The following is a 13,896-nucleotide window of genomic DNA, read 5'->3' on the forward strand; positions in this document are numbered from 1 at the left end:
TGCACTTCACGCCGAGAAGCTGTCGAGCCAGCAGACATGGGCCTCAACGAGGCTGGGCCAACCCCAACCCCCGTAGTTGTCGTTCCTCTGTCGTCCTGATGCGGTTGGCCTGGGTGGGGGTGATCACGTCGCAGATCCAGTCCCAGTGGAGGGCGACCAGGTCGCCGGGGGTGAGGCCGGGGAGGAGGGTGTGGCCGTCGGCCGACCAGCGGGCGGGTTCGTCGCGGGGTGGGCCGGGGGTCAGAGTGGTGCCGGTCCAGGTCAGGGGGCGGGAGGTGACCGTCGCCTTCTCGCCGTCGACCGCACGGACCACGCCCGTGCGGATACGGCAGCGGTCCAGGACCGACAGCGCCGTCGGCGTCGCCGGGGTGGGGAGCAGGGCGGCCCAGGGATAGACGTCGAAGACCTGGAAGGTGTGGTGGGCCAGCGCACGACCGGACGCCTCGCGCCAGGTGCCGCCGTGCTGGCCCGCGAAACGTTCCCGGAGCCGGGACAGCAGGGCGCCCGGCGAGGTCCGCTCCAGGAGGTCGTTGCCGATCCAGTAGGCCTCGACGACCCGTTCGTCGAGCGGGTCGTCGAGACCGGCCGACTCGGCGAGCAGCTCCAGGTAGCACCAGGCGCCCTCGAAGCGGCGGGCGTGGTCCTCGATCACCCCGGGGTCCTCCGCACGCAACAGGGCGTCGGCGTCGGCGGGGCCGCAGTAGCCCAGCTCGTTGGGCGGATAGGCGTACCGGGCGAAGAGGACCGCGCCGCGCTCGCTCATGTCAGCAGATCCTCGGGAGCTGTTCCCCGACCGGGAGAGCGACCACCCGCGAGCCGCCGAGGCCGGTCCGCGCCACCACCATGCCCGGGTGGTCCGGCACACAGGTCCCGATCCGGCGCGCCCCGCGCCCCAACGGGTGGGCGGTGAGCGCCGCGAGGACCCGCTCGGCCGCCTCGGCCGGAACGACGGCGATCACCTTGCCCTCGTTCGCGACCTGGAGAGGATCGAGCCCGAGCAGACTGCACGCGTCACGCACCGAGTCCGGCACCGGCAGGTCCCGTTCGACGAGTTCCACGCCCACGCCCGACGCACCGGCGATCTCGTTCAGCGAGGCCGCCACCCCGCCCCGGGTGGGGTCCCGCAGGACATGGAGATCGGCGCCGGTCGCGATCATCGCGGCGACCAGACCGTGCAGGGCCGCCGTGTCGCTGCGCACCGTCGTCCCGAATTCCAGGCCCTCCCGGCAGCTCATCACCGCCACCCCGTGCACCCCGATGTCACCGCTGATCAGCACGGCGTCACCGGGCGCGGCACGGCGCGGGCCGATGTCGACGCCGTCCGGGATCACTCCGATCCCCGAGGTGTTGATGTAGACGCCGTCCCCGCTGCCGCTGTCGACGACCTTGGTGTCACCGGTGACGAGCCGGACCCCCGCCGCCCGGGCCGCCGCGCCCATGTCCTGGGCGATCCTGCCCAGTTCGGCCAGCGAGGTGCCCTCCTGGAGGATGAACGCGCAGGACAGGAAGAGCGGAACGGCGCCCGACATGGCGAGGTCGTTGACGGTGCCGTTCACCGCGAGGTCGCCGATCGAGCCGCCCGGGAAGACCATCGGCTTCACCACGAACGAGTCGGTGGAGAAGGCCAGCCGGGTCCCGTCGCCGACGCTGAGCACGGCGGAGTCGCCCAGCTCGGACGCGGCCGCCGCGCCGAACGCCGGGAGGAACAGATGCTCGACCAGCTCGGCCGACATCGCCCCGCCGCCGCCGTGCCCCATCAGCACCGTCGGGCTCTCGCGCAACGGGACGGGGCAGACCCAGTTCTCGAAATCCGGCGCGACGGTGTCGGCGGCCGGTGCGTGGTTCGTCGTCTCAGTCACGTCGCCTCGACCAGTTCCAGCCGTCGGTAGGTGTAGTAGGCGGCGCAGGCGCCCTCGGAGGACACCATCGTCGCGCCCAGCGGATTCCTCGGCGTGCACTCCTTGCCGAACGCCGGGCACTCGTGCGGCTTGATCAGCCCCTGGAGCACCTCGCCCGACCGGCACAGCGACGACTCGGACGTGCGGATCGACCCCACGTCGAACCGCGCCTCGGCATCGAACTCCCGGTATTTCTCCGACAGTTGCCAACCACTGCGGGGAATCATGCCGATGCCGCGCCAGGTGCGGTCGGTGACCTCGAAGACGTCCCGGAGCATCTCCATGGCGGGGAGGTTGCCCTCGGCGCGCACGGCACGCGGGTAGGCATTCTCCAGCTCGAACCGGCCCGCTTCGAGCTGGAGGACCGTCCTGCGGATGCCTTCGAGGATGTCCAGCGGCTCGAACCCGGTGACGACGATGGGCACGCGGTACTTCGCCGCCAGCGCCGGATACTCCGAGGTGCCCATCACGCTGCACACGTGCCCGGCGGCCAGGAACGCCTGCACCCGGCAGGTGGGGGACTCCATGATGGCGGCGATCGCGGGCGGGACGAGGACGTGCGAGACCAGCAGCGAGAAGTTGCGCACCCCCAGCCGCTGCGCCTGATACACCGTCATCGCGTTGGCCGGGGCGGTGGTCTCGAAGCCGATCCCGAAGAAGACGACCTCCTTGTCCGGGTTCTCCCGGGCGATGGTGAGCGCGTCGAGCGGCGAGTAGACGACCCGGACGTCACCGCCCGCGCTCTTCACGGAGAACAGGTCCCGCCCGCTGCCCGGCACCCGCAGCATGTCGCCGAACGAGCAGAAGATGACACCGGGACGGGCGGCGATCGCCAGCGCCCGGTCGATGATCTCCAACGGCGTCACACAGACCGGGCAGCCGGGACCGTGGATCAACTCGATCTGGTCCGGGAGCAGTTGGTCGATGCCGTGCCGGATGATCGAGTGGGTCTGACCGCCGCAGACCTCCATCATCGCCACCGGGCGGGTCGACGCCGCGTGGATCTGGTCCAGCAGCCGCTGGGCCAGTTGAGGGTCACTGAATTCGTCGAGGTACTTCACCGGTCGGTTCCTTCCACCGAGTCCCGCTGTCTGGCGGCCAGTTCGAAACCGTCCCCGAACTCCTCCTCCAGGAGCCCGAGCCGCTCGAAGGTGGCCAAGGTGTCGAGCGCCGACTTCTCGTCGAGCCGTTGGATGGCGAAGCCGACATGGACGACGACGTATTCGCCGACCGCCGCGTCGGGCACGTACTGGAGGCAGACCTCCTTGCGCACGCCACCGAAGTCGACCTGCGCCATCAGCGTCCCGTCGACCTCGGCGGTGCTCAGGACGCACCCCGGAACTGCCAGACACATAACGCCTTCCTTCTCTGCGATCGTCGGGTGTGGGTGTGGGTGTGGGTGGGAGTGGGAGTGGGGGTGGTGCAGTCGTCGGCTCTGGATGTCGGATGTCGGACGTCGGATGTCGGATGCGGGTGTGGGTGCCGGGTGCCGGGTGCCCGGTGGGTGTGGGTGCCGGGTCAGCCGCCCGACGCCGCGATCAGCAGCTGGCCGAAGGCGAGACCCCCGTCGTTGGGTGGGAGCAGCCGGGGCCGCAGGACGGTGAAGTCCCGTGCCGACAGCGCGTGTTGAACGGCTTCGAGGAGCACGGCGTTCTGGAACACCCCGCCCCCCAGCGCCACCACGTCGAGGCCGCTCTCCTCCCGGCACAGTTCGGCGAGGTCGACGGTGAGCCGGACGACGGCCGTGTGGAAGCGCGCGGCGATCACCTCCCGTGCCACACCCGCCCGTACGTCGGCCACCACCGCCCGGATCACCGGCCCGGGGTCGGCGACGACCGCCTCGCCGGGGCCCGGCGCCGGGCGGATGCCGAAGGCGTAGGCGTGCGCGGCGTCCTCCGGCTGCGCCGCCCGCGCCAGCCCCTCCAGCACGATCGCCGCCTCCGCCTCGTAGCCGACCTCGTGCCGCACGCCCGCGAGGGACGCCACCGCGTCGAAGAGCCGCCCCATGCTCGACGTCGGCACACACCCGAACCCGGTCGCCAACTGGTGCTCCAGCACGCCCCGTTCGGCCGTCGGACAGGCCGCGACCGGCGGCAGGTCCGGGTCCCAGGCGACGTCGGCGGCCCGCAGCTGGGCGAGCGCCATCCGGTACGGCCGCCGCACGCTCGCGTCACCGCCCGCCAGCGGCACATACGCCAGATGCGCCGCCCGCCGGAACGACTTGTAGCCCGCGATCAGCGCCTCGCCGCCCCACACCGCGCCGTCGGTGCCGTGCCCGGTGCCGTCGAAGGCGAAGCCGATGACCCGCTCGCCGGGCCCGAGGCCGTGCTCGCCCATGACGGCCGCGAGGTGCGCGTGATGGTGCTGCACGGTCCGCACCGCCCGGCCCTTGGCGTGCGCGCGGGCCCACGCGCCGGAACGGTAACCGGGGTGCCGGTCGGCCACGAGCTGCTCCGGCGCCACCCCGGTCAGCAGGGCGAGGTGCTCCGCGGTGCGGGTCAGCGCCTCGACCGTGGAGAGGTCGTCCAGGTCGCCGATGTGCTGACTGACCCAGGCGTACCGGCCCTCGCCCAGCGCGCAGGTGTTCTTCAGGTCGGCGCCTGCCGCGAGCAGCGGCGGGATCTCGAAGGGCAGGGCGAGGGGGAGCGGCGCGTCACCGCGCGAGCGGCGCACGGGCAGTTCGGCGCCGGCGACGAACCGGCTCACCGAGTCGTCGCACGGCACCTGGATCGCCCGGTCGTGCCGCAGCCAGGCATCGGCCAACGGCGCCAGCTCGGTCAGGGCCCGCGCGTCGTCGGTGACGATCCGCTCGCCGGAACGGTTGCCGGAGGTCAACACCAGCGCGTCGGGGCCGGGTTCGTCGCCGTCGAGACCGAGGAGCAGGACGTGCAGGGGGGTGTAGGGCAGCAGCAGGCCGAGATCCGGGCTGCCGGGCGCCACCGAGTCGGCAACTCCCTTGCCGGGTGCGGGAGTACGGCGCGGGAGCAGCACGATCGGCTTCCTGCTGCCGGTGAGCAGCGCGGCCTGACCCTCCGTCAGAGTGACCAGTTCTTCGGCGACGTGGAGGTTCGCGACCATGACGGCGAACGGCTTGCCGCCCCGGTCCTTGCGCCGCCGCAGCCGGGCCACGGCGGCCTCGTCACGGGCGTCGCACGCGAGGTGGTAACCGCCGAGTCCCTTGACCGCGACGATCTGCCCCGCGGCGAGCAACTGCCGTGCGCCGCCCAGCGCTTCGTCGCCGTACAGGGGAGGCGCTCCGTCCTGGGTGACCAGTTCGAGGCGTGGGCCGCAGGCGTTGCAGGCGATCGGCTGGGCGTGGAAACGCCGGTCGCGCGGATCGCGGTACTCCGCCCGGCACGCCTCGCACATCGCGAACGGCGCCATGGTCGTCGCCGCGCGGTCGTAGGGCAGCCCGGTGACGATCGTGAACCGTGGCCCGCAGTGGGTGCAGGTGATGAACGGGTGCCGGTGGCGCCGGTCGCCCGGATCGCGCAGCTCGGCCAGGCAGTCGTCGCAGGTCGCGATGTCGGGGGAGACCAGCGTGCGGACCCGGCCGGAGACGCTGGAGTCCTCGATGGTGAACCCGCTGCCGCCGACCGGCGCAAGCTCCGTCACGGTCACCGACTCCACGACCGCGAGCGGCGGCGGCTCGGCCCGCACCAGCCGCCCGAACTCCGTCACCGCCTCGGGCGGACCCTCCACCTCCACGACCACCCCGGCCCCGGTGTTGCCCACCGACCCGGTGAGCCCGAGCCCGGAGGCGGTGACATAGACGAACGGCCGGAACCCGACCCCCTGGACCACCCCGCGCACCTCGAACAGCCGCCGCACAAAAGCCCGTTGAACCGCACCGGCATCCTCACCCCCGGCCGCCGCCCCCGCCGCGACCCCGGCCCCGGCCTCTGCCTCGGACGCATCCCCGATCTCGAACGCATCCCCGGCCGTCGCCTCACCCTGCGCCTCCGGTGCTGCCTCCGCCCGCTCCCCGCTGCCCATCATCTCCAGGCCCGACAACGCCTGGGCGGCCTTGGTCGCGTCGATGATCTCCAGGGCGAAGCCCATGTGGAGGAGGACCCAGTCGCCGCTGGCCGGGGGAGTGTCGAGCATGCCGACGTTGACGCGGCGGCGGGCGCCCTGGACGTCGACGAGGGCGAGATGGCCGCCGTATCCCTCGACCGGCTCCACGACCCGGCCGGGAATGCCGAGACACATGATCAGGACCTCCGGGACCGGGCGGGCGCGGGTGTGGGGGTTTCGGTCGCCGTCAGTCGGCGGACCAGTGCGTGGACCGCCGACACCGCCGTGGGGACGGCCGCGGCGACCGGTGCGCTGAGGCCGATGCCCTCGTCGACCTCGGCGGGGGTGCAGCCCACGAGGTGGGTCAGCGGGAGCGTACCGCCCAGTTTGCCCAGATTCGCCAGGACTGCGACGGGGCTCATGCCGTGCGCGTCGAATTCACCCGTGCCGAGGTCGTCCGGGCCGATCTCCAGCACCGTCACCTCGCCCGGCGGCCCGCCACCCGGGTACGCGTCCACCAGCACCAGCGCGTCGTACCCGGCGAGCAGGTCGTACGCGAGGTGCATGCCCCGGATGCCGTAGTCGACGACCCGGACCTCGGTGGGCAGCGGCGCGCCGGGGTCGGCGGCGAGCCGCCGCACGACCTCCGGGCCAAAACCGTCGTCGCCGAGGAAGAGATTGCCGATGCCCGCGACGAGCACGCCACCGGTCTCGCTCACATGGAGCGCATTCTGAGGTACCTGCGGATGTCGGGGATCGAGCGGACGCCGACGGCGACGGCGACCGCCGCCAGGGCCGCGGCCACACCCGTGGTGACCAGTCCGAGAAATCTCACGAGGGGTTCTCCTTCCGGAACTCCGATGGATCGGTGAGGGGTTGCCTGGGGTCGCCGTCCGGCAGCGGCTCCAGTTCGTCGGGGGTGAAGTAGAAGTAACGGCCGTACCAGTCGTGCAGATCGGCCGCCGGGTCGTCGACGAGGACGAGGGCGACGTGGGTGCCGCCGTCCACGTCCGACAGCACCGCCGTCACCCGCGCCACCTGGCCGGCGAAGAACAGGTCCTGGGCGTCGGCGCGCCGGGCCGGATGCACCCGCACCAGACTTCCCTGGGCGACCCGCACCCCGTCGATCACGACATGGTCCGAGCCCGGCGACACACTCGCGTCCGCCGCCGGGTCCCACCAGGGGGCGCCACCGGTGTCGAAGGCGACGGGCTCGGCGTCCCGCGCGTCGCCGCCGACGGCCGGGGCCGTCGGTTCGCCGTGCGGGTCGCGCAGGAGGCCGTGGAGCCGTTGGAGTTCGGCGGGGGTCATCGCGTCGCAGCGGTCGATGATCTCGCGGGCCCGGGGATCGGTGGCCCGGGCCTCCGCCTTCTCCGGGTCCGTCATCGTCATCACGCGCAACGTCAGGATCTCGTCGATCTCCGTCGAGTCGAAGAGGGCGCCCGCGCTCTGCTCGGCGATCTCCGGGTGGTCGTACAGGATGATGGGGGCGCCGATCAGCGTGTCCGTGGCACCCTTCGGCCCGGCCAGCACCGGCCAGCACCGCCGCTGCACGCACCGCGCCGCAGCCGGTGCCGCCGCCTGCGGGGGCTCGTGCAGGGAGACGAACGCGGCGCCCCGGGCCTGGAGCAGCAGATGCGTGCCGATCAGCGAGACCCGCAGCGCCGCGTCCTTGCCGTCGACGGTCCCCGCGTGCTCGTTCTCCACCGACACCGACAGCCGCACGAACCCGTCGTCCTTCGTCGTGCGGGTCACGACCCGCGCCGCCAGCGGCTCCCGACGCCGGACGACGGCGCCGACCGTCACCCCGTGCTCGTCTCTCAGCGGTTCGCTGTCCTCGCCGCCGGGGATCGTGCACAGCTGCTGGGTCGTGCCGTTCAACGGGACGGCCCCCAGGTCGACTTCGCACTCGACGGCCTCGTCCCAGCTGAGGAACCGCACCCCGGCCACGGTGAGTTCGGCAACGGCGAGCAGGTCGCCGTCGGCCGTCAACTGCCGTACCTCACGCACCTGGTGCTGGAGGAAACGCAGCCGCACCGTCACCTGGGGCCGGACCGGCGCGTCGGCCGGCACCGAGATGAGGCACTGCATCGCCAGGTCGGGTTCCTCGGCGAAGCTCCCGGCACTCGCGCACGGCGGCCCGAGCACCCCGAACTGCCAACGGGAGCGGTTCTTGTGGGCGCTGGCACGGTACGGGTAGAGCAGATAGCCCTCGTACAGCACCGCGTCGGCGATCTCACGCACCTGATCGAGGTCCACCGGGGTCGCGGGGATCACCGGGCCACCTCGTCGAGTTCACCGGCGGCGACGGCGCTCGCCGCCCCGCCCGTCGAGTCCAGCAGAGTCCGCACCGTGTCGTCCCAACTGATCAGCCCGCGCCGCTCCCGGAAGTCCGCGAGGCGGGCGAGCATGTCGTGATCCAGCCTGATCCAGCCGGAGTTCGGAAAATGGAACGCGATGAGCTGCCGCCACACGGCGACCGGCAACTCGTACCGCGCCTCGCGGTCCCAGGGCACCTGCCGCACCGTGAGCCCGCCCGCGCCCTTGGCGAAGACGGTGCCCGAGAACAGCAGGCTGACCGGGATCGTGCCGTCCGCCCCGAGGGCGTGCAGATAGCGGGAGCCGACGACGTCGAAGTCGTAGGTGCAGGGCAGGGCGAGGTCCACCTCGGTGGCGCCGGTGAAACCCTGCACCGTCGTGTGGCACTGCATCCACAGAAACGGCCGCAACGTGTCCGACCAGCGCTCCCGTTCCCCGAACAGGCCCCGCAGACCCTCCTGTTCGGCCCGGTCGTAGGGGCGGCGCTGCGGCTCGACCCGGACCTGGCAGCGCAGCACGATCGCGTGCACCGGCTCGGCGTCCTCGATCCGCAGCCGCGCCGTGAGCTGCGGCGCCGCGCTGTACGGCTCGGCGACGACATCCCGCACCGAGAACTGTGGCCCGGGCACCGCGGGGCGGCTCATGAGGCACCGTCCCCGGTGGCCGCCCGGGCGGGCCTGCTGCGGCTCTCGACCCGCTCGAAGAACGCGTCCATCGCCGCGTGCGCCTCCTGGCCCCCGTCGAAGCCACGCCACAACGCCCGCAGCCTGCCGACGAGTTCGTAGCAGGCGTCGATCGGCACCAGGTGGCACGAGGCCACGCCCGCCCGCCCGTCCCGCTCGGTGCGGCGCACGAGCAGCGCCTCGACATCCGGGCACACGACGGCCAGCTCGGGAACCGTCGAGACCAGCAACGCCCAGGCGTCGAGGGGCAGTTCGGACTCCGTCGCACCGGCGGGGCCGGGGTAGAAGGCGACGACGCGGTCCTGGACGGAGTTGCGGAACAGGAACGCGAGCCCCACCGGGATCTGCAACTCGTCCCAGGCCCGCGCGTCCAACGGCACCCCGTCGAAGCTCAGATACCGGTCGGGCACCGTGCGGTAGCGCAGCCGGGCCCCGTCCTCCGTGAACAGCAGACAGCAGGCCCGGCAGCAGCACATCAGCCCCCGGTTCTCCAGGTCCACCACATGCTGGTGCTCGCCCTCGACGGGCACGGCGCACATCTCGCAGCGCTCACCGGCCACCGGCGCCGGACGGTTGCGGTGCAGCCGCAGCAGCGTCGCGGCCGGTGATCCGGCCCGGCCGGGCGGCGCGCTCATGTCGCGACCGCGGGCGCCGACGGCACGGCCACCGACACCGACGCCCCGTCCACCAGCACCGGCAGCGGGTCCAGATGGGCGCCGTCCGCGTCCGCGTCGAGACAGGCACCGGCGCGCCGTACGTCGTAGTGGGCGCGGCAGTGGGAGCAGCGCAGGACGCCGTCCCCGCCGTTCCCGCCCAGGCGGCGGGCCAGCGTCGCGCCCCGCATCGGCTGCTCGCAGCGTGCGCAGCGGTCGCGGAACGCGAACAGGTCGGGCCCGATCCGGCAGGCGACCACCGGGAACCCGGCCGCGCTGAGCCGTTCGACGCCGCCCGCCGCCAGGGCCAGCAGCTCCGGCACCGGCTGCCAACTCGCCGCCGTCGCACCGGAGTCGGAGGGACCGGCGTCCCGCATGCGGGAGAAGAGGGACTCCACCGGGAGCAGCGGGCCCGGTGCCCGCTCGGCCTCGGCGGCGTCCTCGACCTCGATGCCGTCGATCTCCGGCGCGGCCGCCTCGACCGCGCCCCGCACCGCGAGGGCGAGCGTCGCGGAGGAGGACGGGCAGCCGTCGCAACTGCCCAGCAGCCGCAGCCGGACGGTCCCGTCCTCGGTGACGCCGACCAGTTCGACGTCGCCGCCGTGCGAGCCGAGATAGGGGCGCACGCTCTCCAACGCGTGCTCGACGCGGGTCGTCACACTGTAGGGGTGCAGCCCGTGCACCAGCAGCATGCTCGCCACCAGGTCGTCGCCGGCGAGGGCGGCCAGCACGGTGTCGTCCAGGCCGCCCCGCTCATGGACCAGGTCGAGGAGCCGTTCCAGGCCCGCGCCGTAGAAGTCGGTGACCAGCCGCACCAGTTCCTCGCCGCGTTCACGCGCCGCCGGTCCCGCCGCCGTACCGGCCGTGAGCAGGGCGTCGATGCGCTCCCCGGTCGCCCGCCAGGGCTCGGGCGGCTCGGGCGTCTGAGGCTCGGGCACGTCACTCACTTCCCGCGGACTGCGTGGGCGAGTGCAGCAGCTCCAGCTTCTTGCCCTCACCGAGGTACATGTGCACACCGCAGGGCAGACAGGGGTCGAAGCTGCGGACGGTGCGCATGATGTCGATGCCCTTGAAGTGCTCCCGGTCGTTCTCCTCGAAGATCGGCTGGCCCTGCACCGCGTCCTCGTAGGGGCCCGGCGTCCCGTAGGAGTCGCGCGGGCTCGCGTTCCACGGGGTCGGCGGGTACGGGTGGTAGTTGGCGATCTTGCCGTCCCTGATCACCATGTGGTGCGACAGCACCCCGCGCACGGCCTCGGTGAAACCGCAGCCGACGCCCTCCTCGGGCACCTCGAACTTCTCCCACGTCTTGGTGCGTCCGGCCCGGATCTCCACCAGCGCCTTCTCCGCGAAGTGCAGCGCGCACGCCGCCGCGTACGCCTGGAAGTAGGTGCGCGCCCGGTTGCGTTCGATGGTGTTGCTCCACTGCGGGACCTTCCACTCCAGCTCCACCGGACCCCGGGTCGCCGTCTTGGGAAGGTTGATCCGCACGCTGTTGCCGGTGGCCTTGACGTAGCCGATGTCCACCAGACCCGCCAGCGCCGTGACCCACAGCCGGGCAAGGGGCCCGCCGCCGGTGTCCAGGGCGAGGTAGTCCTTGCCGTCGAACCAGCGCGGCGACATCACCCAGCTGTACTTGTCGCCGAGGTCGCGCTTCTGCGGCTGCGGGTTGGTGTGCTGGTTCCACGGGTGACGCCGGTCGACCGGGTTGCCGAGCGGGTCGTGCGTCACGAACATCTCCTGCTCCTCCCAGTCGTTGTAGTACGACGAGCCGAGCAGGATGCGGATACCGAGGTTGATCTCCACCAGGTCCGTGGTGACGAGTTTGCCGTCCACGACGACACCGGGGGTCACGTACATCTTCCGACCCCAGTCGGTCATGTCCTTATAGGCGAAGTTGCAGTGCTCCGGGTCCTGGAAGGAGCCCCAACAGCCCAGCAGGACACGGCGGTTGCCGACCTGTTCATAGCCGGGCAGCGCCTCGTAGAAGAAGTCGAAGAGGTCGTCGTGCATCGGGACGACCTTCTTCATGAACTCCACGTACCGCTGGAGCCGGGTGATGTAGTCCGTCATCAGCTGGATGGTCGCCACCGTGCCCACGCCGCCCGGGTAGAGCGTCGAGGGGTGCACGTGCCGCCCCTCCATCAGGCAGAACATCTCCCGCGTCATCCGGCTGACCTGGAGGGCCTCGCGGTAGAACTCGCCGGTGAACGGGTTCAGCGACCGCATGATGTCGCCGATGGTCCGGTACCCGTGGTCGTCCGCGTGCGGCGACGGTGTGCGGTTGGCCTGTTCGAGGACGCCGGGATTGGTCTCGGCGACCATTTTCTCGCAGTAGTCGACCCCGACCAGATTCTCCTGGAAGATATTGTGGTCGAACATGTACTCGGCGGCCTCGCCGAGATTCACGATCCACTCACCGATGGCCGGCGGCTTCACCCCGTACGCCATGTTCTGCGCGTAACAGGAACACGTGGCGTGATTGTCACCGCAGATCCCGCAGATGCGACTGGTGATGAAATGCGCGTCGCGCGGGTCCTTGCCCTTCATGAAGACCGAATAGCCACGGAAGATCGAGCTGGTGCTGTGGCACTCAGCGACGACCCGCTGTTTGAAGTCGATCTTCGTGTAGATGCCCAGACTCCCGACGATCCGGGTGATGGGGTCCCACGCCATCTCCACGAGGTCGTTCTTGCCCTGGCGAGTCGCCGTCATGAGGCCGCCTCTTCTTCCTTTTCGGGGGTGGTACGAGGTGAGTCGCCGGTCCGATTACCAGGTGCGGGTGGCGCCGGTCGTCAATTCCTTGCCGCGCCTGCGCCACTTGGGCTCGCGGTCCAGGGTGTGGGTGGTGATGTGCCGCAGCCGCCGCATCGTCGATCCGTAGATCCCGACGGCATTCGTGGAGAGCTTCCCGCCGGGCGGCTCGTCCATGAACGGCATGAATTTGTCCGGGAATCCCGGCATGGTGCAGCCGATGCAGATACCGCCGACGTTGGGGCAGCCGCCGATGCCGTTCATCCAGCCGCGCTTGGGCACGTTGCACTTCACGGTCGGCCCCCAGCAGCCCAGCTTCACGATGCACTCGGGCGTGCCGTACTCGGTCGCGAAGTCGCCCTGCTCGTAGTAACCGGCCCGGTCGCAGCCCTCGTGCACCGTCCGGCCGAACAGCCAGGTCGGACGGAGCGCCTCGTCGAGGGGGATCATCGGGGCCTGGTCGGTGGCCATGTAGAGGAGATAGGTGAGCGTCTCCGACAGGTTGTCCGGCTGGATCGGGCAGCCGGGCACGCACACGATCGGGATACCGGCCTTGGACTTCCACTCCCAGCCCAGATAGTCCGGCACCCCCATGGCGCCGGTCGGATTGCCCGCCATCGCGTGCATGCCGCCGTACGTGGCACAGGTGCCGACCGCGACGATCGCCGTGGCCTTCGGCGCGAGCCGGTCCAGCCATTCACTGGTCGTCATCGGCTGCCCGGTCGCCGGGTCGTTGCCGAATCCCGACCAGTAACCCTCCTGGTGGAGTTTCTCGTTGGGGATCGACCCCTCGACCACCAGGACGAACGGTTCCAACTCGCCCCGGTCGGCCTTGAAGAACCACTCCAGGAAATCGTCCGCACCGCCGGTGGGGCCGCATTCGAAGTCGATGAGCGGCCAGTGCACGGCGATCTGCGGCAGACCGGGAAGCGCACCGAGCGCGATTTCCTCGATGCTGGGTTGTGTGGCCGCGGTGAGTGCCACGGAATCTCCGTCACAACTCAACCCCGCGTTGATCCACAGGACATGGATGAGCGTGTTCTCAGCTTTTTGCGCTGCCTCTGTCGGCATAGCCCGCTGCCTTTCGGGATGGGACCGCCCGATAGCGGTGAGGGTGACGACACTCACCTTGTACCATCTAGAATCCGCTCGGATGTTCTGTCAACACGAGATTGTTCGGGTGACTGTTCGTCTCCCCCCGGCCCTGCTGGGCCGAATGGGTGGAGACGGGAAAGCGGGCCGACGATGCATGAATTGGCAATTACCCAGAGCGTGGTCGACGCGGTGTGTGAACGCGCCGCCGGACGGCCGGTGCGGACCGTCCGGGTCCGGGTCGGGGCGCTGACCGCCGTGGTCCCCGACGCGATGCGCTTCTGCTTCGACCTGACCACCGCGGGAACGGTCGCGGAGGGCGCCCTCCTGGAGATCGAGCAGCCCCCCGGAACGGCCCACTGCCGGGCGTGTGAGGACGACTTCACACTGACCGGTCTTGTATTGCTGTGTCCGTGCGGCAGCGCCGACGTGGCGGTCACGTCGGGGCGTGAGCTGCACATCGTCTCCATGAGAGTGGGCTGA

General features: G+C 71.2%; 14 protein-coding genes. 1 reads left to right on the forward strand and 13 read right to left on the reverse strand.

What is annotated here, in order from left to right; genetic code table 11:
- Positions 1-43: 43 nt before the first annotated feature.
- The 13 genes from ACIQOU_RS00480 to ACIQOU_RS00540 all read right to left on the reverse strand — a co-directional run bounded on the left by ACIQOU_RS00480 (position 44) and on the right by ACIQOU_RS00540 (position 13,392).
- Positions 44-763 carry a DUF6390 family protein gene (locus ACIQOU_RS00480; protein ID WP_401532617.1) on the reverse strand — a complete coding sequence of 240 codons (720 nt, stop codon included), beginning with the start codon at positions 761-763 and terminating at the stop codon, positions 44-46.
- 1 nt (position 764) lies between these two features.
- Positions 765-1,859 carry a hydrogenase expression/formation protein HypE gene (gene hypE, locus ACIQOU_RS00485; RefSeq protein WP_401532619.1) on the reverse strand — a complete coding sequence of 365 codons (1,095 nt, stop codon included), beginning with the start codon at positions 1,857-1,859 and terminating at the stop codon, positions 765-767.
- Positions 1,856-2,959 carry a hydrogenase formation protein HypD gene (gene hypD, locus ACIQOU_RS00490; protein WP_401532620.1) on the reverse strand — a complete coding sequence of 368 codons (1,104 nt, stop codon included), beginning with the start codon at positions 2,957-2,959 and terminating at the stop codon, positions 1,856-1,858. Before hypD ends, hypE begins: the two co-directional genes overlap by 4 nt.
- On the reverse strand, positions 2,956-3,252 hold the full coding sequence (locus tag ACIQOU_RS00495; RefSeq protein ID WP_401532621.1) for a HypC/HybG/HupF family hydrogenase formation chaperone: 297 nt from the start codon (positions 3,250-3,252) through the stop codon (positions 2,956-2,958). Before ACIQOU_RS00495 ends, hypD begins: the two co-directional genes overlap by 4 nt.
- A gap of 164 nt (positions 3,253-3,416) precedes the next feature.
- On the reverse strand, positions 3,417-6,110 hold the full coding sequence (gene hypF, locus ACIQOU_RS00500; protein WP_401532622.1) for a carbamoyltransferase HypF: 2,694 nt from the start codon (positions 6,108-6,110) through the stop codon (positions 3,417-3,419).
- Between the two features lie 2 nt (positions 6,111-6,112).
- Complete coding sequence (locus ACIQOU_RS00505) at positions 6,113-6,634, reverse strand: hydrogenase maturation protease (protein WP_401532623.1); 522 nt, start codon at positions 6,632-6,634, stop codon at positions 6,113-6,115.
- Complete coding sequence (locus tag ACIQOU_RS00510; protein WP_401532624.1) at positions 6,631-6,750, reverse strand: DUF6893 family small protein; 120 nt, start codon at positions 6,748-6,750, stop codon at positions 6,631-6,633. Before ACIQOU_RS00510 ends, ACIQOU_RS00505 begins: the two co-directional genes overlap by 4 nt.
- Positions 6,747-8,192, reverse strand: coding sequence for a hypothetical protein (locus ACIQOU_RS00515; protein WP_401532625.1), 1,446 nt, complete (start codon positions 8,190-8,192; stop codon positions 6,747-6,749). Before ACIQOU_RS00515 ends, ACIQOU_RS00510 begins: the two co-directional genes overlap by 4 nt.
- Positions 8,189-8,878: a DUF6084 family protein gene (locus ACIQOU_RS00520; RefSeq protein ID WP_401532626.1), complete on the reverse strand. Its 690-nt coding sequence runs from the start codon at positions 8,876-8,878 to the stop codon at positions 8,189-8,191. The genes ACIQOU_RS00515 and ACIQOU_RS00520 overlap by 4 nt, the downstream gene beginning before the upstream one ends.
- Positions 8,875-9,552 (reverse strand): DUF5947 family protein, encoded by a 678-nt coding sequence (locus ACIQOU_RS00525; protein ID WP_401532627.1) that lies wholly within the window; start codon positions 9,550-9,552, stop codon positions 8,875-8,877. The genes ACIQOU_RS00520 and ACIQOU_RS00525 overlap by 4 nt, the downstream gene beginning before the upstream one ends.
- Positions 9,549-10,508 (reverse strand): NifU family protein, encoded by a 960-nt coding sequence (locus ACIQOU_RS00530; RefSeq protein WP_401532629.1) that lies wholly within the window; start codon positions 10,506-10,508, stop codon positions 9,549-9,551. Before ACIQOU_RS00530 ends, ACIQOU_RS00525 begins: the two co-directional genes overlap by 4 nt.
- Position 10,509: 1 nt before the next feature.
- Entirely contained in the window at positions 10,510-12,282 is a 1,773-nt protein-coding gene (locus tag ACIQOU_RS00535; RefSeq protein WP_401532631.1) for a nickel-dependent hydrogenase large subunit, read from the reverse strand.
- A gap of 54 nt (positions 12,283-12,336) precedes the next feature.
- Positions 12,337-13,392 carry a hydrogenase expression protein HypE gene (locus ACIQOU_RS00540; protein ID WP_401532632.1) on the reverse strand — a complete coding sequence of 352 codons (1,056 nt, stop codon included), beginning with the start codon at positions 13,390-13,392 and terminating at the stop codon, positions 12,337-12,339.
- A 183-nt stretch (positions 13,393-13,575) separates the two neighbouring features.
- On the opposite strand from ACIQOU_RS00540, the gene ACIQOU_RS00545 reads away from it, so the two are divergent.
- Positions 13,576-13,896, forward strand: coding sequence for a hydrogenase maturation nickel metallochaperone HypA (locus ACIQOU_RS00545; protein WP_401532634.1), 321 nt, complete (start codon positions 13,576-13,578; stop codon positions 13,894-13,896).

The organism is Streptomyces sp. NPDC091279, from assembly GCF_044757465.1.
Classification (GTDB): Bacteria; Actinomycetota; Actinomycetes; order Streptomycetales; family Streptomycetaceae; genus Streptomyces.